The organism is Streptomyces sp. NPDC057939 (assembly GCF_042887545.1).
In the GTDB taxonomy this organism is placed as follows: domain Bacteria; phylum Actinomycetota; class Actinomycetes; order Streptomycetales; family Streptomycetaceae; genus Streptomyces.
In genome coordinates this window covers 1-25,609 of sequence record NZ_JBHVPG010000081.1, presented here as the reverse complement: position 1 = coordinate 25,609, position 25,609 = coordinate 1, and the positions used below count along the sequence as shown (strand labels likewise).

At 72.1% G+C, this 25,609-nt stretch carries 18 protein-coding genes; 8 read left to right on the top strand and 10 right to left on the bottom strand.

All coding sequences use genetic code 11. The features are described 5' to 3' along the window. Positions 1–44 precede the first annotated feature (44 nt). The 3 genes from ACFVS6_RS40670 to ACFVS6_RS40660 all read right to left on the bottom strand — a co-directional run bounded on the left by ACFVS6_RS40670 (position 45) and on the right by ACFVS6_RS40660 (position 6,548). Complete coding sequence (locus ACFVS6_RS40670; RefSeq protein WP_389711584.1) at positions 45–5,012, bottom strand: NAD-glutamate dehydrogenase; 4,968 nt, start codon at positions 5,010–5,012, stop codon at positions 45–47. A gap of 370 nt (positions 5,013–5,382) precedes the next feature. Further along, on the bottom strand, positions 5,383–6,051 hold the full coding sequence (locus ACFVS6_RS40665; RefSeq protein WP_389711583.1) for an HAD family hydrolase: 669 nt from the start codon (positions 6,049–6,051) through the stop codon (positions 5,383–5,385). After that, a complete protein-coding gene (locus ACFVS6_RS40660; protein WP_389711582.1) occupies positions 6,048–6,548 on the bottom strand; it encodes a DUF6912 family protein in 501 nt (166 codons plus the stop codon). Before ACFVS6_RS40660 ends, ACFVS6_RS40665 begins: the two co-directional genes overlap by 4 nt. A 316-nt stretch (positions 6,549–6,864) precedes the next feature. On the opposite strand from ACFVS6_RS40660, the gene ACFVS6_RS40655 reads away from it, so the two are divergent. Further along, entirely contained in the window at positions 6,865–7,362 is a 498-nt protein-coding gene (locus tag ACFVS6_RS40655; protein ID WP_389711581.1) for an Rv3235 family protein, read from the top strand. Positions 7,363–7,508: 146 nt separating this feature from the next. Here ACFVS6_RS40655 and secA read toward each other — a convergent pair whose 3' ends face one another. After that, positions 7,509–10,301 carry a preprotein translocase subunit SecA gene (gene secA, locus ACFVS6_RS40650; RefSeq protein WP_389711580.1) on the bottom strand — a complete coding sequence of 931 codons (2,793 nt, stop codon included), beginning with the start codon at positions 10,299–10,301 and terminating at the stop codon, positions 7,509–7,511. A gap of 240 nt (positions 10,302–10,541) precedes the next feature. Here secA and ACFVS6_RS40645 point away from each other — a divergent pair, with 240 nt between their 5' ends. Both ACFVS6_RS40645 and ACFVS6_RS40640 read left to right on the top strand, forming a co-directional pair. After that, on the top strand, positions 10,542–11,123 hold the full coding sequence (locus ACFVS6_RS40645) for a GNAT family N-acetyltransferase (protein ID WP_389711579.1): 582 nt from the start codon (positions 10,542–10,544) through the stop codon (positions 11,121–11,123). A gap of 10 nt (positions 11,124–11,133) precedes the next feature. Continuing rightward, positions 11,134–12,315 (top strand): winged helix-turn-helix domain-containing protein, encoded by a 1,182-nt coding sequence (locus ACFVS6_RS40640; RefSeq protein ID WP_389711578.1) that lies wholly within the window; start codon positions 11,134–11,136, stop codon positions 12,313–12,315. A gap of 13 nt (positions 12,316–12,328) precedes the next feature. Here ACFVS6_RS40640 and ACFVS6_RS40635 read toward each other — a convergent pair whose 3' ends face one another. From ACFVS6_RS40635 to mtrA, 6 genes are all read right to left on the bottom strand, one after another. Next, a complete protein-coding gene (locus ACFVS6_RS40635) occupies positions 12,329–13,057 on the bottom strand; it encodes a response regulator (protein WP_389711577.1) in 729 nt (242 codons plus the stop codon). Between the two features lie 187 nt (positions 13,058–13,244). Further along, positions 13,245–13,940: a ribosome hibernation-promoting factor, HPF/YfiA family gene (gene hpf, locus ACFVS6_RS40630; protein WP_389711576.1), complete on the bottom strand. Its 696-nt coding sequence runs from the start codon at positions 13,938–13,940 to the stop codon at positions 13,245–13,247. 351 nt (positions 13,941–14,291) lie between these two features. Beyond that, the gene (locus ACFVS6_RS40625) at positions 14,292–15,047 is read right to left on the bottom strand and encodes a ComF family protein (protein WP_389711575.1); all 756 of its coding nucleotides are present in this window, start codon (positions 15,045–15,047) and stop codon (positions 14,292–14,294) included. Positions 15,048–15,222: 175 nt separating this feature from the next. After that, entirely contained in the window at positions 15,223–17,061 is a 1,839-nt protein-coding gene (locus tag ACFVS6_RS40620) for an LpqB family beta-propeller domain-containing protein (RefSeq protein ID WP_389711574.1), read from the bottom strand. Then, a complete protein-coding gene (gene mtrB / locus ACFVS6_RS40615; protein ID WP_389711573.1) occupies positions 17,051–18,937 on the bottom strand; it encodes an MtrAB system histidine kinase MtrB in 1,887 nt (628 codons plus the stop codon). Before mtrB ends, ACFVS6_RS40620 begins: the two co-directional genes overlap by 11 nt. A 70-nt stretch (positions 18,938–19,007) precedes the next feature. After that, positions 19,008–19,697: a two-component system response regulator MtrA gene (gene mtrA / locus ACFVS6_RS40610; RefSeq protein WP_323188307.1), complete on the bottom strand. Its 690-nt coding sequence runs from the start codon at positions 19,695–19,697 to the stop codon at positions 19,008–19,010. Positions 19,698–19,935: 238 nt separating this feature from the next. Between mtrA and ACFVS6_RS40605 the strand changes: the two genes are divergently transcribed. The 5 genes from ACFVS6_RS40605 to ACFVS6_RS40585 are packed head-to-tail and all read left to right on the top strand — an operon-like array spanning position 19,936 to position 25,410. Then, positions 19,936–21,213: a glycerophosphoryl diester phosphodiesterase membrane domain-containing protein gene (locus tag ACFVS6_RS40605; RefSeq protein ID WP_389711572.1), complete on the top strand. Its 1,278-nt coding sequence runs from the start codon at positions 19,936–19,938 to the stop codon at positions 21,211–21,213. A 6-nt stretch (positions 21,214–21,219) separates the two neighbouring features. Beyond that, positions 21,220–21,900: a DUF4129 domain-containing protein gene (locus ACFVS6_RS40600; RefSeq protein ID WP_389711571.1), complete on the top strand. Its 681-nt coding sequence runs from the start codon at positions 21,220–21,222 to the stop codon at positions 21,898–21,900. Then, positions 21,897–23,141, top strand: coding sequence for a DUF4350 domain-containing protein (locus ACFVS6_RS40595; RefSeq protein WP_389711570.1), 1,245 nt, complete (start codon positions 21,897–21,899; stop codon positions 23,139–23,141). The genes ACFVS6_RS40600 and ACFVS6_RS40595 overlap by 4 nt, the downstream gene beginning before the upstream one ends. After that, a complete protein-coding gene (locus ACFVS6_RS40590) occupies positions 23,138–24,100 on the top strand; it encodes an AAA family ATPase (protein WP_389711569.1) in 963 nt (320 codons plus the stop codon). Before ACFVS6_RS40595 ends, ACFVS6_RS40590 begins: the two co-directional genes overlap by 4 nt. Next, the gene (locus tag ACFVS6_RS40585) at positions 24,100–25,410 is read left to right on the top strand and encodes a DUF58 domain-containing protein (protein WP_389711568.1); all 1,311 of its coding nucleotides are present in this window, start codon (positions 24,100–24,102) and stop codon (positions 25,408–25,410) included. The genes ACFVS6_RS40590 and ACFVS6_RS40585 overlap by 1 nt, the downstream gene beginning before the upstream one ends. Positions 25,411–25,609: the final 199 nt, after the last annotated feature.

The following is a 25,609-nucleotide window of genomic DNA, read 5'->3' as shown; positions in this document are numbered from 1 at the left end:
CCCGGACGTCGTCCGGGAACCGGGGCCTTCGCCCGTTCGGGGTGTCAGCTGTGCGTGCGCAGCAGGCTGCGCATCGTCCGCATCGCCACCGACAGGTTCGCCAGGTCGAAGTCGTCCGACCCCTGGATCTCCTCCAGCGTGGAGCGGGCGCGCCCGATGATCGCGGCGTTCTTGTCCTCCCACGCCTTGAAGCGCTCCTCGGGCGTCGAGGTGCCGTTGCCCACCGCGAGGACGTCGGCGGTCAGCGCGGCGTGCGCGGCGAACAGGTCCTCGCGGATCGAGGCCCGCGCCATCGACTGCCAGCGGTCGGCCCGCGGCAGTTCGATGATCCGGTCCATCAGCTGGGTGATGTCCAGCCGGTCGGCGAGGTCGTAGTAGACCTCGGCGACGTCCAGCGGGTCCACGCCCGTGCGGTCGGCGATGGCGACGATGTCCAGCGTCGGGAAGGCCGAGGAGAACCCGGCGACCTTGGCCGCGAGCTCCTCCGGCACGCCCTCGCCGGTCAGTTCGTCCATGATCGACCGGTACCAGTCCAGGTCGGCGCCGCGCACCAGCTTGGGCAGCTCGGCCCAGACCTCGGAGACCCGGCGGCCGAAGGCCTCGATGGTCTCGGTGATCTGGAGCGGCTGCGGCCGGTTGTTCAGCAGCCAGCGCGTACCGCGCTCGACCAGCCGTCGCGAGTGCAGCCGCACCCGGGTCTGGACACTGGCGTCGACCTCGTTGTCCAACGCCTCGACCGCGTCCCACACGTCGGCCAGCCCGAAGATCTCGCGGGCCGCGAGCTGCGCCCGGACGATCTCCTCCAGCGAGGCGCCCGTCTCCTCGCGCAGGCGGTGCAGGAACGTCGAACCACCGGTGTTGACGGTGTCGTTGACCAGCAGGGTCGTGATGATCTCCCGGCGCAGGGCGTGGCCCTCGATCTGCTCGGGGAACTTCGCCCGCAGCGCGCCCGGGAAGTAGGCGTGCAGCAGCCGACGCAGGTACGGGTCGTCCGGCAGCCCGGTCGCGATGAGCTCGTCCGCCACCGTGATCTTGGTGTAGGCGAACAGGACGGCCAGCTCCGGCTGGGTCAGGCCCTTGCCGTTGCTCAGGAGCTCGCGGATCTGCCGGTCGGTGGGCAGGAACTCCAGCGCCCGGTTGAGCAGCCCGTCGCGCTCCAGGCGGCGCATGAAGCGCTGCTGGGCGTGCAGCAGGCTCGGGGCCTGCGAGGCGCCGTTGGCCAGCGCCACGTTCTGCGCGTAGTTGTTGCGCAGCACCAGGTGGCCGACCTCGTCGGTCATCTCGGCGAGGAGCGCGTTGCGCTGCTTGACGGTCAGGTCGCCGTCGGCGACGACCGCGTTGAGCAGGATCTTGATGTTCACCTCGTGGTCGGAGGTGTCCACGCCCGCGCTGTTGTCGATGGCGTCGGTGTTGATCTTTCCGCCCTCGCCACCGGCTCCGGTGCGGGCGAACTCGATCCGGCCGAGCTGGGTCAGACCCAGGTTGCCGCCCTCGCCGATGACCTTGGCGCGGACGTCGGAGCCGTTGACGCGGATGGCGTCGTTGGCCTTGTCGCCGACGTCGGCGTGCGTTTCGGCCGTCGACTTGACGTAGGTGCCGATGCCGCCGTTCCACAGCAGGTCCACCGGGGCCTGCAGGATGGTCTGCATGAGCTCGGCCGGGGTCATCTTGGTGACGCCCGCCTCGATGCCGAGGGCCTCGCGGACCTGGGCGTTGAGCGGGATGGCCTTGGCGCTGCGCGGGTGGACGCCGCCGCCCGCCGAGAGCAGCGCGGTGTCGTAGTCGGCCCACGAGGAGCGCGGCAGGTCGAACAGGCGCCGGCGCTCGGCGTAGGAGGTGGCCGCGTCCGGGTTCGGGTCGATGAAGATGTGCCGGTGGTCGAACGCCGCGACGAGGCGGATGTGCTCGGAGAGCAGCATGCCGTTGCCGAAGACGTCGCCGGACATGTCGCCGACGCCGACGACGGTGAAGTCCTCGGTCTGGGTGTCGTGCCCGAGCTCGCGGAAGTGCCGCTTGACGGACTCCCAGGCGCCGCGGGCGGTGATGCCCATGCCCTTGTGGTCGTAGCCGGCCGAGCCGCCGGAGGCGAAGGCGTCGCCCAGCCAGAAGCCGTAGGCCTCGGCGACCCCGTTGGCGATGTCGGAGAAGGTGGCGGTGCCCTTGTCGGCGGCGACGACGAGGTAGGTGTCGTCCTCGTCGTGGCGGACCACGCCGGTCGGGGGCACGACCTCGCCCGAGACCATGTTGTCGGTGATGTCGAGCAGCGCCGAGATGAAGATCTTGTACGAGGCGATGCCCTCGGCGAGCCAGGCGTCGCGGTCCACCGACGGGTCGGGCAGGTTCTTCGCGACGAATCCGCCCTTGGCGCCGACCGGGACGATGACGGTGTTCTTCACCATCTGCGCCTTGACCAGGCCGAGGATCTCCGTACGGAAGTCCTCTCGGCGGTCGGACCAGCGCAGCCCGCCCCGGGCGACCTTGCCGAAGCGCAGGTGGACGCCCTCGACGCGCGGGGAGTACACCCAGATCTCGAAGGCCGGGCGCGGGGCCGGCAGGTCCGGGATGGCCTGCGGGTCGAACTTCACCGATACGTAGGAGTGCTGCTCGCCGGCGCTGTTCAGCTGGAAGAAGTTCGTGCGCAGCGTCGCCTTGATGAGGGTGAGGAAGGCGCGCAGGATGCGGTCCTCGTCGAGCGAGGCGACCTGGTCCAGGGCCCCGTCGAGCTCCTCCAGCATGGCGTCGACGAGCTCGCTGCCGGCGGCCTGGCGGACAGGCGACATGCGCGCCTCGAAGAGCGAGACCAGCAGCCGGGTGGTGTGGACGTTGTTGCGGAGGGTGTCCTCCATGTAGTCCTGGCTGAAGGTGGAGCCGGCCTGCCGCAGGTACTTGGCGTACGCGCGCAGCACCACGGCCTGTCGCCAGGTGAGCCCGGCGCCGAGGACGAGGGTGTTGAAGTTGTCGTTCTCCGCCTCGCCCTTCCAGACCGCCGCGAAGGCGTCCTGGAAGCGTTCGCGGGCGTCGTCACCGAGGTAGGAGTCGTCGTTGCCGGTCGACAGCGGCATGCGCAGGCCGAAGTCGTAGATCCAGGCGCTGACCCGGTCGGTGCGGCGCAGCTCGTACGGCCGCTCGTCGGTGACCTCGACGCCGAGGCGCTGGAGGACGGGCAGGACCGCGGACAGGGAGACCTGCTCGCCGGTCCGGTAGATCTTGAAGCGGCGCTCGCCGGGGCCCGCGCCGACGGGCTCGTACAGCGAGAGCGCGAACTCGCGGTCGCTGGCGGAGAGCCGTTCCAGGTGGCACAGGTCGGCCACGGCCGCGCGCGGCGAGTGGTCGGCCTTGTAGCCCTCGGGGAAGGAGGTGCCGTACTTGCGCAGCAGCTCGGCGGCGCGCTCCTCGCCCAGCTCCGCGACGAGGGCCTCGCCGAAGCCGTCGGCCCAGGACCGGGCGGCCTCGACGAGCCGGGCCTCGATCCGCTCGACGTCGCCGTCGGTGAGGACGGGCAGTTCCTTGCCCTGCGGGACGCGGACGACGAAGTGGATGCGGGAGAGGATCGACTCGGTGTTCCAGGCGGTGAAGTCGACGCTGATGCCGTCGAGCTCCTCCTTCAGGATGTCGATCAGGCGCAGCCGCACGCCGGTGGTGTACCGGTCGCGCGGCAGGTAGACCAGCGCAGAGTAGTAGCGGCCGTACTCGTCCTGGCGCAGGTACAGCCGCAGTCGGCGGCGTTCCTGGAGGTACAGGACGGAGGTGGCGATGGACTGGAGCTGGTCGACCGGGGTCTGGAACAGCTCGTCGCGCGGGTAGGTCTCCAGGATCTGGAGCAGGTCGCGGCCGTCGTGGCTGCTCGGCGAGAAGCCCGCGCCGTCCAGCACCTCGGCGACCTTGCGGCGGATCACCGGGACGCGGCGCACCGACTCGGTGTACGCGGCCGAGGAGAACAGGCCGAGGAAGCGGCGCTCGCCGACGACGTTGCCGTCGGCGTCGAACTTCTTGACGCCGACGTAGTCGAGGTACGAGGGGCGGTGCACGGTGGAGCGGCTGTTGGCCTTGGTCAGCACGAGCAGCCGGTGCTCGCGGGCCTTGGCGCGGGCGTCGGCGGGCAGCCGGTTGAAGGACGGCGAGACCGGGTGGCCGTCGTCCTTGCCGCTGTGGTGCGGGTCGGAGCGCAGGATGCCGAGGCCGGTGCCGGGGACGGCCGAGAGGGCGTCGTCGTCGACCAGGTTGTACTCGCGGTAGCCGAGGAAGGTGAAGTGGTCGTCGGCGAGCCAGCGCAGCAGCTCGCGGGCCTCTTCGAGCTCGTACTCGCGCAGGTCCGGGGCGGTCGGCTCGGCGGGCAGCTCATCGGCGATGCGCAGCGCGGCGTCGCGCATCTTCTCCCAGTCCTCGACGGACTCGCGGACGTCGGACAGGACGCGCAGCAGGTCGACGGTGATCTGCTTGAGGTCGGCCTTGTCGGTCTCGCGGTCGATCTCGACGTGGATCCAGGACTCCACGAGGGAGTCGTGGGGGCGCGCGGTGCGGGGACCGTGGGCGTCGCAGTCGGGGCCGAGGATCTCGATGAGCTTGCCGGTGACGTCACGGCGCACGACGACCTGCGGGTGGATCACGACGTGGATGCCGCGGCCCTGGCGGGACAGCTCGTTGGTGACGGAGTCGACCAGGAACGGCATGTCGTCGGTGACGACCTCGACGACCGAGTGGCTGGAGGTCCAGCCGTTCTCCTCGACCGTCGGGGTGTGCACGCGCACGTTCGCGGTGCCCTGCGGGCGCTTCTCGGCCAGCCGGTAGTGCGAGAGCGCTGCCCCGAACACGTCGACCGGGTCCCGGTCCAACAGGTCCTCGGGTGCGGTGTGCAGGTAGTAGCGCTGGAGGTAGGAAAGCGTCGTTCCCCGGTCGGGGCGCTTCCCTTGCTCGGACCCAGTCGGAAGTAGCCCCCCGGCCGGGCTGTTCTCAGCTACCCGTGCCGCCCGCGCGAGCAGCTCGGCCTTTGCTTCGTCCAGCTTGGTCTGCATGTCCTCTGGCTCCTGTCGCGCGCCATTGCGTGACGTAGGTGGTGAAGGAAGGAATGACAAGGCGCCGCCACGAGGCGGGAAGTCCGTCAGGGATCGGTGCCGACGCTATGTCGTCGAATGGGCCGACCGGGAGGGATTCGGCCAAGATCGGCTCGGTGTCCCGGCAGCGGGGATCAGCGAAGGCCCGGGCACGGTTGTGCGCCGGGCGCGGGCCGGGGGCTTCAGTGCCCCCGATGACTATCGCGCTGATCACGGGTACCAGGCTATCCCGATCCACCCCCGGCACGTCATGAGCTGTATGTGTACAAATCCGGGGGTGGAACTTTGACACTCTGGACAGCGACCCGGAGGCCCTGTTCGTGCCGGGTGGCTATCCGGCCTGTTCGCGAGCTGCGGCTACGGCTTCGGCCAGGGTGTCCACGACGAGCACTCCGGCTGATTCCAGACTTGCGCGGCTGTGCGAACCGCCGGTGTAGAGCACCGCGCGGGCGCCCACGTGGGCCGCGGCGAGCGCGTCGTCCACGGCGTCCCCGATGAGGACCGTACGGGTGGCGCTCACACCGGCTGCCTCCATGGCCGCCAAATGGCGTACGAGATGTCCCGCCTTGGTCGTGTGCGAGGGCCCGGTGCGCCCGTCGACGCGCAGGAAGTGCCGGTCGATGCCGTGCGTCCGGACGAGGGGCACCAGCTTCTCGTGGGGCGCCAGGGACAGCAGGGACTGGGTCAGTCCGTCGGCCTGCCAGTCCCGCAGCAGCTCCTGCGCGCCCTCGGTCAGCCCGGCGCCGTCGGCGGCGGCCCAGTAGTGGCGGTGGAAGGCCTCGTCCATGACGAGCCACTCGGCGTCGGTGGGCAGCCGTCCCATGAGGCGCTCGTAGAACTTCGGGACGGGGACCACGTACAGGTCGCGGTATCTCTCCAAGGTGATCGGGGCGAAGCCCAGCTCGGCGAAGGAGGCGTTGGTCGCGGCTATGACGGCGTCGATGTCGTGCAGCAGCGTGCCGTTCCAGTCCCACACGATGTGGGGGTTCGACCCGGTCACTTGAGCAGCCCCGGGATCTCCTGGACGCCGAACCACAGCAGCTCGTGGTCCTCGGCGGCGTCCACGACGCGGCGGGCGGCGCCGTCCCCGCCCTCGGCGGCCTCCACGGCCCCCGCGGCGGCCGTGACGTCCTCGACGGCGTCGTCGGCGTCCAGGTGGACGGCGGCGGCCACGGCGAGGCGTACGGGGGCGGCCAGGGCCACCCGACCCAGGGCGGCCTCGTCGGTCCCGGGGTCCGCGGTGGCGGCCTTCTCGTCGACGTCGAGGGCGACGACGACCCGCTTGCGGGGTGCGTCGGCGTCGGCGGAGAGCAGCCGCAGCGAGGCGACGGCGGCCCGGCTCAGGGCCGCGTACTCCAGTTCCTCGATGTCGTCGGACACGTACCACTCCCGCAGCTCCGGGGTCACGGCGTAGGCGCGGAGCGGGGCGGGCCCCAGCTCGCCCGCCTTGTGCGCCTCGGCGAGACCGGGGAGTGTCAGGGGGACGTACACGCGCATGGCCGGCTGCTTTCGGTAGTCGGGAACGCCCTCAGGATACGACCGCCCGCCCGGTTCCCGACGGTGCGTCCGCCGGAGTGACGGGCCCGTACCCTTTCGGGCCCGCCCGACCGCCCCCGGGCGCGTCCACCGGCGTCCCCCCGGGCGGTCCCGGGCGCGCGGCGGCGGGGCCGCGGCCACCCGGATAAGTGAACCGGGCCGGGCGCCCCTCCGGCGCCGCCGGTCGGTTGCGGAGCGTGTTCGGCGGCCGTAGAAATCCACCACCGAGTTACCGCCCGGTACGACCGCCGGGCCCGGCCCGCACGGGGGAGACGCCATGGACACCACCACGCGCAGCACGGCCGGCGGCGGCAGCAGCCGCAGCAGGCCCGCCTCCGCCCCGCCCACCGGCCGGACCCGCCCCGCCGGCCGGCGCGACCAGCGGCGCCCCCCGTCCGGCCCCCGTACGGTCCCGCGGGCCGTCCCCCGGGCCGTCCCGAGCCCCGTCCGGCGCCCGGGCGGCCCGCACGACTGGTTCGCCGAGCGGCTCCTGGCGGTGCTCAGCGGGCAGCGGCCCGTCCACTCCCTGCTCGGGCTCACCGTCGGCGAGGCGTACGAGCAGCTGGTCACCCTGGCCCCGACGGGGCCCCTGCGGGAGCGCCTACGGCCCGTGCTGCGGCACTGCGGCCGCTTCCACCCCGGCCCCGGCGTCATCGAGGCGTTCGCCCGCATCACGACGGGCGACCGGGTCTCGGCGATGGCCTTCCGCCTGGAGCAGGGCGCCGACCTGCGCTGGCGCTGCGCGGCGGTGGAGGTCGGCGCACCACGCCCCTGACGGACCGGGCGACACGGGCCGCGCACCCCTCCCGGACCCGCCCGAACCCGTCCCGCCCCGTCCGGAAACCGCGAACGGCCGGGGCCGGGCACCCTCACGGTGCCCGGCCCCGGCCGTCGTGCGCGGCGGGGGAACCCCCTACGCGGTCACTTCTTGCGGCGCCGCCCGCCGGAGGCCTTCTGCGCCTTGCGGCGCTCGGCGCGGGTCATGCCGTCGCCGCCGTCGGCCGAGCCGTCGGCGTCGAACTCGCCCTCGATGACACCGCCCTCGCCGTCCACGGACGGGGCGGAGAAGTGCAGCCGGTCCGGACGCTGCGGTGCCTCCAGGCCCTTGGCGCGGATCTCCGGGCGGGCCGCCGGCTCCTTCGTCAGCGACGGGGCGTTCTGCACCGGAAGCTCCTCGACCTGCTGCTCGACCTGGACCTCCAGGTTGAACAGGTAGCCGACGGACTCCTCCTTGATGCCCTCCATCATGGCGTTGAACATGTCGAAGCCCTCGCGCTGGTACTCGACCAGCGGGTCCTTCTGGGCCATCGCGCGCAGGCCGATGCCCTCCTGGAGGTAGTCCATCTCGTAGAGGTGCTCGCGCCACTTGCGGTCCAGCACCGACAGCACCACGCGACGCTCCAGCTCGCGCATGATGTCCGAGCCGAGCGCCTTCTCACGGGACTCGTACTGCTCGTGGATGTCGTCCTTGACGGACTCCGCGATGAATTCGGCGGTGATCCCGACGCGGTCGCCGGCGGCCTCCTCCAGCTCCTCGACCGTGGTCTTGATCGGGTAGAGCTGCTTGAAGGCGCTCCACAGCCGGTCCAGGTCCCACTCCTCGGCGAAGCCCTCGACGGTCTCGGCCGCGATGTACGCGTCGATGGTGTCGTCCATGAAGAAGCGCACCTGCTCGTGCAGGTCCTCGCCCTCCAGGACGCGGCGGCGCTCGCCGTAGATGACCTCGCGCTGGCTGTTGAGGACCTCGTCGTACTTCAGGACGTTCTTGCGCGTCTCGAAGTTCTGGGTCTCGACCTGCGACTGGGCCGACGCGATCGCGCGCGTCACCATCTTGTTCTCGATCGGGACGTCGTCCGGGACGTTGGCCATGGCCATGACCCGCTCGACCATCTGCGCCTTGAACAGGCGCATCAGGTCGTCGCCGAGCGACAGGTAGAAGCGGGACTCGCCCGGGTCGCCCTGACGGCCGGAACGACCGCGCAGCTGGTTGTCGATGCGGCGCGACTCGTGCCGCTCGGTGCCGAGGACGTACAGCCCGCCGAGGGACTTGACCTCCTCGAACTCGGCCTTCACGGCCGCCTCCGCGCGGTGGAGCGCCTCGGGCAGGGCGTGCGCCCACTCCTCGATGTGCTCCTCCGGGTCGAGGCCGCGCTGGCGCAGCTCCGCCTCGGCGAGGTCGTCCGGGTTGCCGCCGAGCTTGATGTCGGTACCACGACCGGCCATGTTCGTGGCGACCGTGACCGCGCCCCGGCGGCCGGCCTGGGCGACGATCGTGGCCTCGCGGTCGTGCTGCTTGGCGTTGAGGACCTCGTGCGGGACGCCGCGCTTGGAGAGCTGCTGCGAGAGGTACTCGGACTTCTCGACCGACGTCGTGCCGACGAGGATCGGCTGGCCCTTCTCGTGCTTCTCCGCGATGTCGTCGACGACGGCGGCGAACTTGGCGACCTCGGTGCGGTAGATGAGGTCGGGCTGGTCCTTGCGCTGCATCGAGCGGTTCGTCGGGATCGGGACGACGCCGAGCTTGTAGATCTGGTGGAACTCGGCGGCCTCGGTCATGGCCGTACCGGTCATGCCGGACAGCTTCGAGTACAGGCGGAAGAAGTTCTGCAGGGTGATCGTGGCGAGGGTCTGGTTCTCGTCCTTGATGTCCACCCCTTCCTTCGCCTCGATCGCCTGGTGCATGCCCTCGTTGTAGCGGCGACCGGCCAGGATGCGGCCGGTGTGCTCGTCGACGATCATGACCTCGCCGTCGATGACGACGTAGTCCTTGTCGGCCTTGAAGAGTTCCTTGGCCTTGATCGCGTTGTTGAGGTAACCGACGAGGGGGGTGTTCACCGACTCGTACAGGTTCTCGATGCCGAGCCAGTCCTCGACCTTCGCGACACCGGCCTCGTGGATGCCGACGGTGCGCTTCTTCTCGTCGACCTCGTAGTCGCCGGTCTCCTCGATGCCCTTCAGCGGCTGGCCCGCCTCGCCCTTGGTCAGGCGGGTGACCAGCTTGGCGAAGTCGGCGTACCACTTGGTCGCCTGGTCGGCCGGGCCGGAGATGATCAGCGGGGTTCGGGCCTCGTCGACGAGGATCGAGTCGACCTCGTCGACCACCGCGAAGTTGTGACCGCGCTGGACGAGCTCGTCCTGCGACCAGGCCATGTTGTCACGGAGGTAGTCGAAGCCGAACTCGTTGTTCGTGCCGTACGTGATGTCGAAGCCGTACTGCTCGCGGCGCTGCGCCGGCGTCATGTTCGCCAGGATGCAGCCGACGTTCAGGCCGAGGAACTTGTGGACCCGGCCCATCATCTCGGAGTCGCGCTCGGCGAGGTAGTCGTTCACCGTGATCAGGTGGACGCCCTTGCCGGACAGCGCGTTCAGGTACGCGGGCAGCGTGCCGACGAGGGTCTTGCCCTCACCGGTCTTCATCTCGGCCACGTAACCGAGGTGCAGCGCCGCGCCACCCATGATCTGGACGTCGTAGTGACGCTGGCCGAGGACGCGCTTCGCGGCCTCGCGGACCGTCGCGAAGGCCTCGGGCAGCAGGTCGTCCAGGCTCTCGCCGTCCTGGAAGCGCTGCTTGTACTCGTCCGTGAGCGCACGCAACTCGGCGTCGGAGAGGTTGACGAAGTCCTCTTCGATGGAGTTGACCTGGTCCGCGATGCGGTGCAGTTTGCGCAGGATCTTGCCTTCGCCTGCACGCATGAGCTTGTTGAAGACGGACACCGAGGTTTGTCTCCTTGCCGGTCGGGCCTGGGCACTGTACGTACACGGGCACGGCAGGTGGGCCCCACCGCAACGGCCATCGTAAGCGAGGACGTGGTCGCGTCGGGAGGTCCGCCGTATCCATGGGGCACGGACGCCCGGAATGAGAACGTACGGGGACGGCCGAAGGTGCCGCACTTCACGGCGGGGCTTTGCGAAATCTGTTCGCGGCGGCACCTCCCCCGGCCGCAGAATCCGCCCATGAAGCCGATCACGCTCACCACCGGCCGCCTCTCCCTGCACCCCTTCGTCCCCGCAGACGAGGACGAGGTGTACGCCGCCGCGCAGGACCCGGAGCTCCAGCGCTGGACGATGGTCCCCTCCCCCTACGAACGCGGCCACGCGCACCACTTCGTGAACGAGGTGGTCCCCACCGGATGGCGCGAGGACACCGCCTACTCCTTCGCCGTACGGATCGCGCCGGACGGCCCCCTGGTCGCGGCCCTGGGCATACACCTGCGCGAACCGGACACCTTCGAGATCGGCTACTGGGCGGTCAAGGAACACCGGGGCCGGGGGTTCATGACCGAGGCCGTGACGGCCGTCGCCCGCTGGGCCTTCACCGACCTGGGCGTCGTACGACTGGAATGGCGCGCGGAGGTCGGCAACGCGGGCTCCCGGGCCGTCGCCCAGAAGGCCGGCTTCACCATGGAGGGCCTGCTGCGGGGCGCCCTGCGCAAGGGCGACACCACCCGCGACTGCTGGATCGGCTCGCTGCTCCCCGCCGACCTCGGCCTCACCCCCGCGCTCGCGCACCTCCCCGCTGTCGGTGGCCCCGCCTAGGCTGCGGCTCATGACGAGCCTGCCGCAGCCGAGCCTGTCCCTGTCCGCCGACGAGGCGCGCCGCATCGCCCTGCGCGCGCAGGGCTTCCTCGGGGCGCCCGACCGCAAGGGCGGTGTCCGCGGGGTCCTGCGCCACCTGGGCGCCGTGCAGCTGGACACCATCTCGGTCCTGGCCCGCTCGCACGAGCTGATCCCGTACGCCCGCCTGGGCGCCGTCGGCCGGAGCACCGTCGAGCAGGCCTACTGGTCACAGAGCCACGCCTTCGAGTACTGGTCGCACGCCGCCTGCATCCTGCCGATCGAGGAGTGGCCGCACTTCGCCTTCCGCCGGCGCGCCCGCCGGGCTCGCGGCCACCGCTGGCACGTCCTCCAGGACAAGGACCGTTCGACCGGGGCGGTCCTGGACCGGCTTCGCGCGGACGGACCGTTGACGTCCACCGAGCTCGGCGGCGCCAAGAACGGCGGCGAGTGGTTCGAATGGTCCGAGACCAAGATCGCCGTGGAGTGGCTGCTCGACACCGGCGAGGTGGTCTGCGCCGAGCGGCGCGGTTGGAAGCGGGTCTACGACCTGCCCGAGCGGGCCGTCCCGGACGCCCTGCTCCACGACGACCTGGACGACCGCGAGTGCCTGCGGCGCCTGGTGGCCCTGGCCGGTCGCTCGTTGGGCGTCGGCACCCGCGCCGACATCGCGGACTACCACCGCCTCAGGGGCGACGAGTTCGACTCGGTCGTCGCGGAGTCCGGTCTGGTGCCGGTGACGGTCGAAGGGTGGGGCAAGCCCGCGTGGGCCGATCCCGAGGCCCTGGCGTCCGTACCGCGCGGCCGGCACCGCACCACCCTGCTGTCCCCGTTCGACTCGCTGGTCTGGGACCGTCCCCGGACCGAGCGGATCTTCGGGTTCACCCACCGGCTGGAGGCGTACGTCCCCAAACCGCAGCGGATCCACGGGTACTTCGCGATGCCGCTGCTGTCCGGCGGCCGGCTCCTGGGGCGGGTCGACCCCGGCCGCGAGGGCGGCACCCTGGTGGCCCGTCAGCTGTCGCTGACGTCCCCGAAGGCGGCCGGCGCGATGGCCGAGGCGCTGTGGGAGGCGGCCCGGTGGGTGGGCTGCGAGGAGGTCCGCGTCGACCGTGCGACGACGGCGCGGGAGGCCGAGGCGGTGACGGCGGAACTCCGCGCGCGCGGCGCGTGAGCGGCCGTCCGCCTCAGCGGATCTCCAGGATCTTCTCCCGCATCGCGTAGACGACGGCTTCCATCCGGGAGTGCAGTTGGAGCTTCTCCAGGATGTTGCGGACGTGGTTCTTCACCGTGTTCTCGGAGATGAACAACTGCTTCGCGATGTCACGGTTGTTCATGCCCGTGGCCACCAACTTGAGGACTTCCAGCTCGCGGTCCGTGAGCCGGGGGGCCGGTACCAGCCGGCGCTCGTCGGTGCGCTGGATCATCGACTTGAACTCGGTGAGCAGCTTCGACGCCATCGAGGGACTGATCTGCGACTGGCCGTCCGCGACCGCGCGGATCGCCGTCGCGACCTCGTCCGTCGAGATCTCCTTGAGCAGGTAGCCCGTGGCGCCCGCCTTGATCGCGTCGTAGAGGTCGGCCTCCTCGTCGCTGATCGTCAGCATGATGATCTTCGCGGAGGGGGCCACCTCCTTGATCGAGGTGCAGGCCTCGATGCCGCCGCGCCGGGGCATCCGCACGTCCATCAGGATGATGTCCGGCAGCAGGTCGGCGGCCTTGTCCACCGCCTCCGCCCCGTCCCCGGCCTCGCCGACGACCTGGATGTCCTCCTCCTGCGCGAGGACGATCTCCAGGCCGCGCCTGAAGAGGGCGTGGTCGTCGACCACGAGGACCCGGATGGGCTCGCCGGCCGGGTCCGCCTCCTGACAGCTCGCGCCGTCGTCACCGCGCACCGGCCCGAAGCTGTCCGCCATGGTTCCTCCCCCTGCATGTGCTGAGCTGCTGGGCCGAACCGGCGGGATGGAGCGCCGGCTGACTGCCCGCCATGATTCCACGTCCGCACCGCCGGGCGGGGATCCGGCGAAATCCGACTGGCTCATACACGTCCATGCAGGTGCCCCCGCGGAACGCCGGGCGTCCCGCGGGGGCGACAGCCAATGGTCAGCCGCCGAGAGCACCGCCCGCGCCGGCCGCTCCCTCGTCGGAGCTGGAGGCGCCGTCGGCGTTCAGGTGGACGACGCCGTAGTCGTAGGCGTGACGGCGGTAGACGACACTGGGCATTTTGGTTTCGGAGTCAACGAACAGATAGAAGTCGTGGCCCACCAGTTCCATTTCGTACAGGGCCTGGTCGAGCGACATGGGTCCGGCGGAGTGGGTCTTCTCGCGGACGATGAGCGGTCCTTCGCCCTGGACCTCCAGCGGTCCGATCCGGGTGGTCGGGACCCCGTCCGTCGTCTCCTCGCCGACCGGCTCGCCGTTGCCGTTGAGCGACGCGACCCCCGGCACCACGTCGGCGACCTCCGCCGCCGAGATCCGGCCGTTGCCGCGGCGCGTGTAGCGCTTGTCGTGCTGCTTGCGCAGCCGGGCCTCCAGCTTGTCCTGAGCCAGGTCGAGCGCCGCGTACGGGTCGGCTGCGGCGGCCTCGGCACGAATCACCGGGCCCCGCGAACGCAGGGTGATCTCCACGCGGTCGGAACGGTCGGCCTGACGCGGGTTGTGCTCCTTGGACACCTCGACGTCCAAGCTGATCACCTTGGCGTCGAGCTTCTGGATCCGCTCCGGATTCAGCTTCTCGGCCACGTGCTTGCGGAACCGCTCGGGCACCTCGGTCTTGCGGCCCTTGACGACGATGTCCACGCAGAACTCCGTTCCCGGAGAGCCTCGCCTCGTGCGGCGAAGCGTCTCCCTTTCGCACCAGACTCCGGTGAACACCGGAGCCTCGGACTTGGCGACTTTCACCTCCTCCTCCCCCATCGGCAAGATCTACATCCCACCGACTTCGGAGTAGAGAGACACACCCTCTTCACGAAGATTCCAAACGGGCGGACTGGTGCTCCGATACCTGGGGCCCAAGGATCGCCAGTTCCTCACAACCGAACATATCTCTCAATGCCGGTTGTCGGCACCCGCTACCGGAACATACCTCCGTTCAGGTGGCTGTTCCCTCTTACTACCTGCAACGTTGCGCATTCCCCAGCAGTTCCAAATCTATTCGCAAGATTTTTGCTCTGTTCGGGTTCCCGACCGGTTCCGGTCGAAGGAGTCCGCCGGCGCCGCCACCACGGCGGCGGCCTCCACCCGCAGTCCGGCCTCCCCCAGGGCCCGGGCCGCCTCCGCCAGCGTGGCCCCGGTGGTGATCACGTCGTCCACCAGCACGATCCGGACCCCGGCCAACAGCCGGGCGCAGCCCCGGCGGACCTCCAGGGCCCCCGAGAGGTTCTCCAGCCGCTGCCGGGCCCCCAGGCCCGCCTGGTCCTCGACCCGCCTGCGCTGGCGCAGTACGGGTGCCACGCGGGCGGCCGTACCGGCCCGCCGCAGCCGCGCCGAGGCGGCCAGCGCGATCCTGCGCGCCGGGTCGTGACCGCGAGCCCGGACGGCGCGCCGCGCCGAGGGCACCGGGACCAGGGCCAACCCGCCCGGCCGGTACTCGCCCGAGCCGAGCACCGCGGCCGCCAGGGCGCCGCCCAGCGGCCCTGCCAGCGGGAGCGCCCCGCGCTCCTTGTGGGCGAGCACGACCGCCCGTACGGCTCCTTCGTAGCGCGCGGCCGCGTGCACCGCGGGCAGCCCCACGGGCCCCGTGGACCCCGCGGCCGCGAACCGCCGCGTCGCGGGACGCACCGGGCCGGCCCCGGACCCGCTCAGCCCGCTCCGGCAGTCCGCGCACAGCAGCGCCCGCGCCGCGCCACAGCCCGCGCAGTCCGCCGGGAGCACCAGCCCGGAGATCTCCTGCCACCAACCCCGCACGGCCGCACCCCCGCGTTCCACTGTGGCGGGCCCGCACCGCGCCCGCCACCCCTGTGGAAAACCCGGGGCCGGCGGCCCGCCGCCCCGCGTGCGGAGCGTGGACCCGCCGGCTCCGGCACACCGCAGGCGCGCGTACCCCGACGGGCCCGCGTACACCGCCGACCCGCGTACGCCGTCAGCCCGGGTACACCGGGGCCTGGCCGCCCGCCGCGACCGTGCGCCACTGCGCGCCCGGCGGCAGCCACACGATGCCGTCCTCGCCCGAGTAGGCCACCACCGGCCGGGACTCGTCCTCGGCGGCCGCGATCGCGGTCAGCCCGGTCGCCCCGGGCAGGCTCGCCGCGACCATCGATCCGTCCGCCAGCATGTAGCGGGCCTGGTCGACGCCGCCGCTCTCCCGGCCCACCACCAGCAGCCGGCCTCGCGGCGCCCAGCTCATCGCCGTGACCTCGGCCATCTGCGGGGCCGCCGGTCGCAGCTCGCGCACCGAGACGCGCGAGGCGTCGCCCTTGCCCTCGGGCCGTTCGATCCGGCCGGTGAAGAGGTTCTTGCGGCCGCCCTCCTTCTCGACGAGCAGCGCGAGGCGCACCCCGTCGGAGGAGGCCTTCAGCCCGGTGATCCGTCCGTCCAGTCCGGCGACGTCCACCTTCTGCGGGGTGCCGGTGCCGCCGGGGATGCGCCACAGGCCCTGGGTCTGCGGGTCGAGGTCCGCGACCCACAGGTCGCCGTGGGCGTCCCAGCTGGGTGCGGTCAGCTTGCCGTTCTTGCTGTTCAGCAGGGGTTGCGGCATCGGGCCGGCCGTCGTCAGCGTGACCACGTACAGGTCGTGCCCGTCCAGGGAGACGACCGCGGCGCGCTTCTCGTCGTAGGTGACGGCCGCCGAACCGACCTTGAAACCGGCGGCGGTGGCCAGCGGTCCGGGCGCCGGTTCGGCCTTGTCCTGCTGTTCCTCGGCGTTGACGCTGAGGAACATCCGCACCAGCCTGAAGTCCTTGTCCACGTAGTACTGGTGCTCGGGGGACGGGGTCGGGCTGACGAACGCGGCGGCGGACGCCGCGGTCACCGCGCACAGCAGCGACTTGCCGTCGGGCCGCAGCAGTTCGACGCGGTCCAGCCGGGAGCCCGTCAGGTCCCGGACGGTGTACAGGAGTTGGGTGGCCATCTTCTGGCACTGCGGCTGTGCGACGTTGGCGCCGTTGCGGTTGAGGGGCACGCGCAGGGTGTTCTGGCCGTCGTAGGCCAGGGACTTGGTGCCCTCGCGCAGTTCGGTGCCGGTCGGGAAGCTGGTGGAGACGACCGGGCCGAGCCACTTGGAGGGTCCGGCGAGCAGTGACTGGACGGTCTGCGTGGTCGGGTCCATGCGGGATTCGGGGTCGCTGCGCTGGCGGACGTACACCGGGTCGGCGACGAGCGAGTTGCCCGCGAAGTAGTACTTGTTGACCGGCTTGTAGATGCGCTGGAAGTCGGACTCGCTGAGCACGAGGCTGCTGGGCGGGGTCGCGATCCGCCACTGCTTGTCGACCTGGACGAGCTGGAGGTACTCCTCGTAGCGGCCTCCGCCGGTCTCCGGCTGGTAGGCGCTGCGCTCGTCGACGGTCGCCAGCTTCTTGCCGGTGACCTTCCAGCGGGGCCCGTCCGGGTCCTTCTCGCCCTGGACGGGGAGCCGGTCGAGGCCCGCGGACAGGACGGTGACCGCCGAGCCGGGCCTCCATTCCTTCGCCGCGTCCGGGGTGAGGTACTTGCGCGCGGTCTCCAGCTGCGGGTCGTCGCTGGTCATGGCTTCGAGGAAGCCCTCGACGATGTCCGCGGGGCTCGCCTTGTCGGCGGGCGGTACGCCGAAGACCCGCACCTGGGAGTCGACGCCCTGCGAGGCCTCGACGGGGCGGATCTCGCCGCGGGTCGGCATGGACGCGCAGCCCGACACCAGTACTGCGGCCGCGCCGAGCGCGAGGAGCGTCGTCGCGACCTTCGACCGCCCGACCTCCGCGCGTCGCGGCCCGCGCTCAGCGTCCACCGGTTCCGTCCTCCTGTGCTGTCGGCTGGTCGGCGGGCCTGGCGACGACCCGGGAGCCGCTGCCCGGCAGCGCCGTGGGGTCAGCGGGGACCGGCGGGGCCGTGGCGACGGCCGGGCGCGGCGGTATCGGCGAGCGGTCGGGGCGCTCGGAGCGTTCGGCGGGGCGGCCCGCGGCGCCGGGGCCGCGGCCGGCGGCCTCGGCGGCGGCGCGGGCCCGGTTGCCGCGCGAGTCCTCGGGCTCCAGCGGGATCGGGGATCCGCGCAGGGGCTCGTCGGCGGTGCGGGGCAGGGTCAGTCGGAACTGGGAGCCGCCGCCGGGTTCGCCCCAGGCCTGGAGCCAGCCGCCGTGCAGGCGGGCGTCCTCGACGGCGATGGACAGGCCGAGGCCCGTTCCGCCGGTCGTACGGGCCCGTGCGGGGTCGGCGCGCCAGAAGCGGTTGAAGACCCGGGTGGCCTCGCCGGGCTTGAGGCCGACGCCGTAGTCCCGTACGGCGACGGCGACGGCCCCGCCCGCGGACGCGAGCCGGACCACGACGTCGCGGCCCTCGCCGTGCTCCACCGCGTTGACGACGAGGTTGCGCAGCACCCGCTCGACGCGTCGGGCGTCGGCCTCGGCGATGACGGGTTGGGTGTCGCCGAGGACGCGGATCCGGGTGCCCTTGTGCTCGGCGAGCGGTTCGGCCCCGTCGATGACGCGCCGCACGACGTCCCTCAGGTCGATGGGTTCGGCCTCCAGGGCGGCCGCGCCCGCGTCGAAGCGGCTGATCTCCAGCAGGTCGGCGAGCAGCGACTCGAACCGGTCGAGCTGCCCGGCGAGGAGTTCGGCGGAGCGGGCGGTGACGGGGTCGAAGTCGACCCGGGCGTCGTGGATGACGTCGGCGGCCATCCGTACGGTCGTGAGCGGGGTGCGCAGCTCGTGCGAGACGTCGGAGACGAAGCGGCGCTGCATCCGCGAGAGGTCCTCCAGCTGCTGGATCTTGTTCTGGAGGTTCTGGGCCATCTTGTTGAAGGCCTCGCCGAGGCGGGCGATGTCGTCCTCGCCGGTGACCTTCATCCGTTCCTGGAGCCGCCCCGCGGACAGCCGCTCGGCGATCCCGGCGGCCATCCGGACCGGGGTGACGACCTGGCGCACGACGAGCCAGGCGATGGCGCTGAGCAGGACGACGACGAACAGGCCGGCGGTCGCGATGGTGCTCTTGACCAGGTTGAGGGACTCCTCCTCCTGGGTGAGCGGGAAGAGGTAGTACAGGTCGTACGGGGAGCCGTTGATGTCGGTGAGCTGCTTGCCGACGACCAGCGCGGGCTCGGGCGCCTTGTCACCGACCCCGGCGGTGTACCGGATCTCGGAGAAGGTCTTGAAGGTGCCGGTGGCGTTGTTGACGGCCCGGCGCAGTTCGATCGGGACGCTGGCGGTCGGGTCGACGTTGCCGGAGGCGCGGGCGCCCTTGACGCCCTGGGCTCCGGACGCCTGCTCCCCGGCGCCGAGCGCGGCGACCTCGAAGGCCGTCTGGCCGCCACTGGCGAGCTGTTTGACGAGGGAGTTCATCCAGGTGCTGGCGTCCCGGCCGACCTTGTTGTCGGTGGCGTCGGGCCCGTCGACCGACAGGGGGGTGTTCGCCTTCTCCTGTGCGACCGCGAACCCGCCGGCGGCCTGGCTCTGCGCGGCCTCCTCCTTGGCGTCGAGGAGGCCCTTGCTGACCTGCGCGACGACGACGAAGCCGAGGGCGAGGACCACGGCGAGCGACATGAGCAGCGTCGCGACGACCACCCGGAGCTGGATGTTGCGCCGCCACAGCCGGACAGCCGGAAGCAGCGGCCGTCGCACGAGGCGTACGAACAGCCGCAGGACGGGGCCGCCGGCCGCTCCGTCCGTCATCCGGCGGAGCTGCCGGCCGCCCCACGGGGCTCCCCATCGGGAGCCGCCACGGGGCTTGCCGGGCTGCACGTCAGCTCGGTCCGGCCTTGTAGCCGACACCGCGCACCGTCACGACGATCTCGGGGCGCTCCGGGTCCTTCTCGACCTTCGAGCGCAGACGCTGTACGTGCACGTTGACCAGTCGGGTGTCGGCGGCGTGCCGGTAGCCCCAGACCTGCTCCAGCAGCACCTCGCGGGTGAACACCTGCCAGGGCTTGCGGGCGAGGGCGACCAGCAGGTCGAACTCCAACGGGGTCAGTGCGATGGAGGCGCCGTCGCGCTTGACCGAGTGCCCGGCCACGTCGATGACGAGGTCACCGATGACCAGCTGCTCGGGCGCGGGCTCCTCCGACCGGCGCAGACGTGCCCGGATGCGGGCGACCAGCTCCTTCGGCTTGAACGGCTTGACGATGTAGTCGTCGGCCCCGGACTCCAGGCCCACGACCACGTCAACCGTGTCACTTTTGGCGGTGAGCATGACAATAGGCACGCCCGACTCGGCCCGGATCAGCCTGCACACCTCTATGCCGTCCCGTCCGGGCAGCATGAGGTCGAGCAGCACGAGGTCCGGCTTGGCCTCCCTGAAGGCAGCCAATGCCTTGTCACCGTCCGCTACGAACGACGGCTCAAAACCTTCTCCACGCAACACGATGCCGAGCATCTCGGCCAGTGCGGTGTCGTCGTCGACGACAAGGACGCGTCCCTTCATGCTTGACATCATCCCATTAGCTAATCGTTACCCGGCGGTGAGCTGTCCCACAGCCAAAAGGGCTGGAAATCGCCCCTCGGACCTGCGTGGTGATCAGGGCGACCAGTCTGCCCCGGATCCGCGCGACAATTGAAGGGACGAGCTGCCCGAGATCTTGGAGGGGGAGGGCCGGTCCGTCCGGCGTTCCCCCATGGCACGATGGCAGCCGACCAGCGCGCCCGCCACGGCAGGTGCACGTGAAGGAGCGACGATGAACGACTCTCCGGGCTGGGCCACGCCCGGATCCCCGTCCGACGGCGAGGGCTCCGACGGCAGCCGGCCGCCCGCACAGCCCGCCGACACCTCCAAGTGGTCGGCCTCCCAGCCCCCGCCCGGACAGTGGTCGAGCCCCGCGGCCGGCCAGACCCCGCCCCCGCAGCAGCAGGGCCCCGGCTGGGGCCCGTACGCCCCCCGGCCGGGGCAGCAGCCCGGACACCAGCCCGGCGGCCCCTACGGCGGCCCGTACGGCCATCCGGGTGGCGCCGGCGGCTGGGGCGGCCCGCCGCCCGCCGCCAAGCCCGGAGTGATCCCACTGCGGCCCCTGGGCCTGGGCGAGATCCTGGACGGCGCCGTCAGCTCCCTGCGCGGCCACTGGAAGACGGTCCTGTCCGTCAGCCTGGTCGCCGCCGTCCTGGTCCAGCTCGGCCTGCTCGGCGTGCAGCGCCTCATGCGCGACCGCCTCGTCGTGTCGCCCGAGCCCACGACCCCCGGCGAGCTGGCGGACACCATGGGCGACACCCTGATCGCCGGCTACGCCAACTACTACCTCCAGCTCCTCGGCCTGCTCCTGGTCACCGGACTGCTCGCCGGCGTCGTCAGCAGCGCCGTCCTCGGCCGCAGCACCACCGTCGCCGCCCACCTGCGCGGCGTGCGCCCCCTGGTCCCGCGCATGCTCGGCCTCGTCGGCCTGCTGCTCCTCGGCTCGCTCGCCGCCGGCCTGGTGCCCGTGCTCCCCGGCCTGCTGACCGGCAACGGCGTCCTGGCGGTCCTCGGCGCCCCCGTCGGCATCGTGCTCCTCGCCTGGTTCTTCGTCACCTTCGTCCTCGCACTGCCCGCCCTGATGATGGAGCGCGGCAAGGTCGCCGACGCGCTGAAGCGTTCCGCCAAGCTGGTCAAGGGCTCCTGGTGGCGCATCTTCGGCATCAGCGCCCTGACCTGGGCCATCACCTGGATCACCTCCATGATCATCGCGGTGCCCTTCGCGGCCGTCGCCGTGCTCGTGTCGCCCGGCGGCCTCAGCGACATCCTCGACGGCACCTCCGCCCAGTCCTGGACCTTCCTGCTGATCACCGCGATCGGCGGACTCATCTCGCTCACCATCACCGTGCCCATGCAGACGGGCGTCACCAGCCTCCTGTACATCGACCAGCGCATCCGCCGCGAGGCACTCGACCTGGAACTCGCCCGCGCCGCCGGCGTCCACGACCAGGGCGACCACGGCGCCGTCACCCAGCGGCCCGGCGGCGCCGGACCCGCCTCGGGAGGCTGACGGACGATGGGAACGGGGGGACTCATCGTCACCGGCGCCACGGCCCTGCTGCCCGGCGCCGAGACACCACCACTGACGACACCGCGCGACGCCGCCCGCGAGGCGGCCGAACGCGAGCTCGCGAAGCGCGTCTATCACCAGGACGACCCCGGCCTCTTCGAACGCGGCCTGGAACGCCTCTGGGACTGGATCGGCGGCCTCTTCGACGGCGCCTCCTCCGTCACCCCCGGAGGCGGCTTCGGCCTCCTCACCGTCGCCCTCCTGGTCGTCCTGGCCGTCGCCGCCCTCTGGTGGCGCCTCGGAACCCCCCGCCGGACGCCCACCGGCACCGGCGACCTCTTCGACGGCGGCCTGCGCAGCGCCGCCGACCACCGCACCGCGGCCGACGCCCACGCCGCCGCCGGCCGCTGGACCGAAGCCGTCCAGGAACGCATGCGCGCCCTCGTCCGGTCCCTGGAGGAACGCACCCTCCTCGACCCCCGCCCCGGCCGCACCGCCGACGAGGCCGCCGGCGAAGCCGCCGTGTCCCTTCCCGCACATGCCGGCGACCTCCGCGCGGCCGCCCGCACCTTCGACGACGTCACCTACGGCGGCCGCACCGCCGACGCCGACACCTACGCCCGCCTGCGCACCCTCGACCTCACCCTGGAGCGCACCAAGCCGCTCCTGACGGGACCCACCGCATGACCGGCCCCACCGAGCCCGCGGCCCCGCCGGCCGAGACCGCCGAGACCACCCGCCCGGGAACCCGCGCCGACACCTCCACCGCGCTCACCCGCGCCCAGATCTGGACGCGCGGCCGCGGCTTCCTCCTCGCCCTCGGCATCCTGGTGGCCGGCGCCGTCCTCCTGGCCGGCCTCCAGACCGGGGACCACCACGGCCGCCTCGACCCCCGCTCCGCCGATCCCTCGGGCAGCCTGGCCGTCTCCCGGCTCCTCCAGGAACGCGGCGTCACCACCCGCGTCGTCACCAACGCCGCCGACGCCGCCGCCGCGACCGGCCCCGGCACCACCCTCCTGATCACCGACCCGGACCTGCTCGGCCCGTCCCAACGCCGCACCGTCCGCTCCGCCATCGACCTCTCCGGCGGCCGCACCGTCCTGATCTCCCCCGACGACGCCCTCCCCGACCTGGCGCCCGCCGCCCGCACCGCGGGCCGCGCCCACCGGGACGAGATCGGCGCGGCCTGCACCCTGCCCGCCGCCGTCACCGCCGGCACCGCCACCACCGGCGGCGACCTCCGCTACTCCGCGGACACGGCCGGAGCCACCGCCTGCTACCCCTACGACGGGGACCCCACCCTCCTCGTCCTGCCCGGCACCACCAAGGGCGGCGACACCGTCCTCCTCGGCTCCGACTCGATCCTGCGCAACGAACACCTCGCCGAGCAGGGCAACGCCTCCCTCGCCCTGCAACTCCTCGGCTCCCGCGCAGACCTCGTCTGGTACCTGCCCACCCTGTCCGACATGACGGACGCCTCCGACGACGCCGAGGACCGGAGCCTCCTCGACCTCGTCCCGGCCGGCTGGCACTGGGCCCTGCTCCAGCTGTTCCTCGCCGCCGTCCTCGCCGCGCTCTGGCGCGCCCGCCGACTCGGCCCCCTCGTCACCGAGAAGCTGCCCGTCGCCATCCGCGCCTCCGAGGCCACCGAGGGCCTCGCCCGCCTCTACCGCAAGGCCGACGCCCGCGACCGCGCCGCCACCGTGCTGCGCGCCGCCACCCGCGAACGCCTCGCCGCACTGGTCGGCGTACCGTCCCCCCAGGCCCACGACCCGCTCTCCCTGGTCCCCGCCGTGTCCGCCCGCCTCGGCGACGGCACCCGCGACGTGACCACCCTCCTCTTCGGCACCATCCCCGCCGACGACGCGGCACTCGTCGCGCTCGCCGACCACCTCGACGCCCTCGAAAGAGAGGTCCGCACTTCATGACGGCCACCACGGACAGCGCCCGCACCTCGCTGGAAGCGCTCCGCACCGAGATCGCCAAGGCCGTGGTCGGCCAGGACTCCGCCGTCACCGGTCTCGTCGTCGCACTCCTGTGCCGCGGCCACGTCCTCCTCGAAGGCGTCCCCGGCGTCGCGAAGACCCTCCTCGTCCGCGCACTCGCCGCCTCCCTCGAACTCGACACCAAGCGCGTCCAGTTCACCCCGGACCTGATGCCCAGCGACGTCACCGGCTCCCTCGTCTACGACTCCCGCACCGCCGAGTTCTCCTTCCAGGACGGCCCGGTCTTCACCAACCTCCTGCTCGCCGACGAGATCAACCGCACTCCCCCCAAGACCCAGTCCTCGCTCCTCGAAGCGATGGAGGAACGCCAGGTCACCGTCGACGGCGTCCCCCGCAAGCTCCCCGAGCCCTTCCTCGTCGCCGCCACCATGAACCCCGTCGAGTACGAGGGCACCTACCCCCTGCCCGAAGCCCAGCTCGACCGCTTCCTCCTCAAGCTCACCGTGCCGCTCCCCTCCCGCGAGGACGAGATCGGCGTACTGACCCGACACGCCGCCGGCTTCGACCCCCGTGACCTCGCCGCCGCGGGCATCCGCCCCGTCGCCGGCCTGAAGGAACTCGAAGCCGCCCGCGAAGCCGTCACCCACGTCACCGTCTCCCCCGAGATCACCGGCTACGTCGTGGACATCTGCCGCGCCACCCGCGAATCGCCGTCCCTCACCCTCGGCGTCTCCCCGCGCGGCGCGACCGCCCTGCTGGCCACGGCCCGCGCCTGGGCCTGGCTCGTCGGCCGTGACTACGTCACCCCCGACGACGTGAAGGCCCTCGCCCTGCCCACCCTGCGCCACCGCGTCCAACTGCGCCCGGAGGCCGAGATGGAGGGCGTCAAGGCCGACGCCGTCATCACGGCGATCCTCACCCACGTCCCCGTCCCGCGCTGATGGCCCTCACAGGACGCGCCGCCCTCCTGGCGGCCCTCGGCTCGCTCCCCGTCGGCATCCTCGAACCGAGCTGGACGGGCATCCTCGCCGTCAACGGCAGCCTCGCCCTGGCCTGCGCCGTCGACTGCGCCCTCGCGGCGCCCGTCCGCAGCCTGCGCCTCACCCGCTCCGGCGACACCTCGGTCCGCCTCGGCGAGAGCGCCGACGTCCACCTCACCCTCACCAACCCGGGCCGGCGCACCCTCCGCGCCCGCCTCCGCGACGCCTGGGCCCCCAGCAGTTGGCAGCCCGGCACCGAGGGCAGCGCCTCCCGCCACGAACTGACCGTCCCCGCAGGGGAACGCCGCCGCCCGACCACCCGCCTGCTGCCCACCCGGCGCGGCGACCACCGGGCCGACCGCGTCACGATCCGCTCGTACGGGCCGCTGGGCCTGATGTCCCGACAGGGCACCCACGTCGTCCCCTGGACGGTCCGCGTCCTGCCGCCCTTCGCGAGCCGCAAGCACCTCCCGTCCCGCCTGGCCCGCCTGCGCGAACTGGACGGCCGTACGAGCGTCCTGACCCGCGGCGAGGGCACCGAGTTCGACAGCCTCCGCGACTACGTACCCGGCGACGACACCCGTTCCATCGACTGGCGCGCCACCGCCCGCCAGAACAAGGTCGCCGTACGCACCTGGCGACCCGAACGCGACCGGCACATCCTGATCTGCCTCGACACCGGCCGCACCGCCGCGGGCCGCGTCGGCGACGCCCCGCGCCTGGACTCCGCCATGGACGCGGCCCTGCTCCTCACCGCCCTGGCCACCCGCGCCGGCGACCGCGTCGACATGCTGGCCCACGACCGTCACCTCCGCGCCCAGGTCCAGGGCCGCTCCGCCAACGACACCCTGCCCGCGTTCGTCAACGCCATGGCCACCCTCGAAGCGGAACTCGTCGAGACGGACTACCGCACGCTGGTCTCCACGATCCTGCGCAGCGCCCCGCGCCGCTCCCTGGTCGTCCTCCTCACCAGCCTGGACGCCGCTCCCGTCGAAGAGGGCCTGCTCCCCCTGCTCCCCAGCCTGACGCAGCGCCACACGGTGGTCCTGGCCTCGGTGGCCGACCCGCACGTGGACCGGATGACCCGCGCCCGCGGCAACGTCGACGCCGTCTACGAGGCCGCCGCGGGCACCCAGTCCCAGGCCCGTCGCCGCCGCACCGCCGACCAGCTCACCCGACACGGCGTCCACGTCGTCGACGCCACCCCGGACACCCTCGCCCCGGCCCTGGCCGACGCCTACCTCTCCCTCAAGGCCGCCGGCCGCCTCTGACACTCCGCACCCTGATGAGCCCCACGGCGGCTCCGTGGGTGCCGGCCGCTGGACTCTCGACACGAGCAGCCTCAAGAGCTGTCCCGTTGCCGAAACACCCCGTAAACGCAGAAAAGCCCCGCACCAGTTACCTGGTGCGGGGCTTTCCCACAATGATTGTTCGGCGGCGTCCTACTCTCCCACAGGGTCCCCCCTGCAG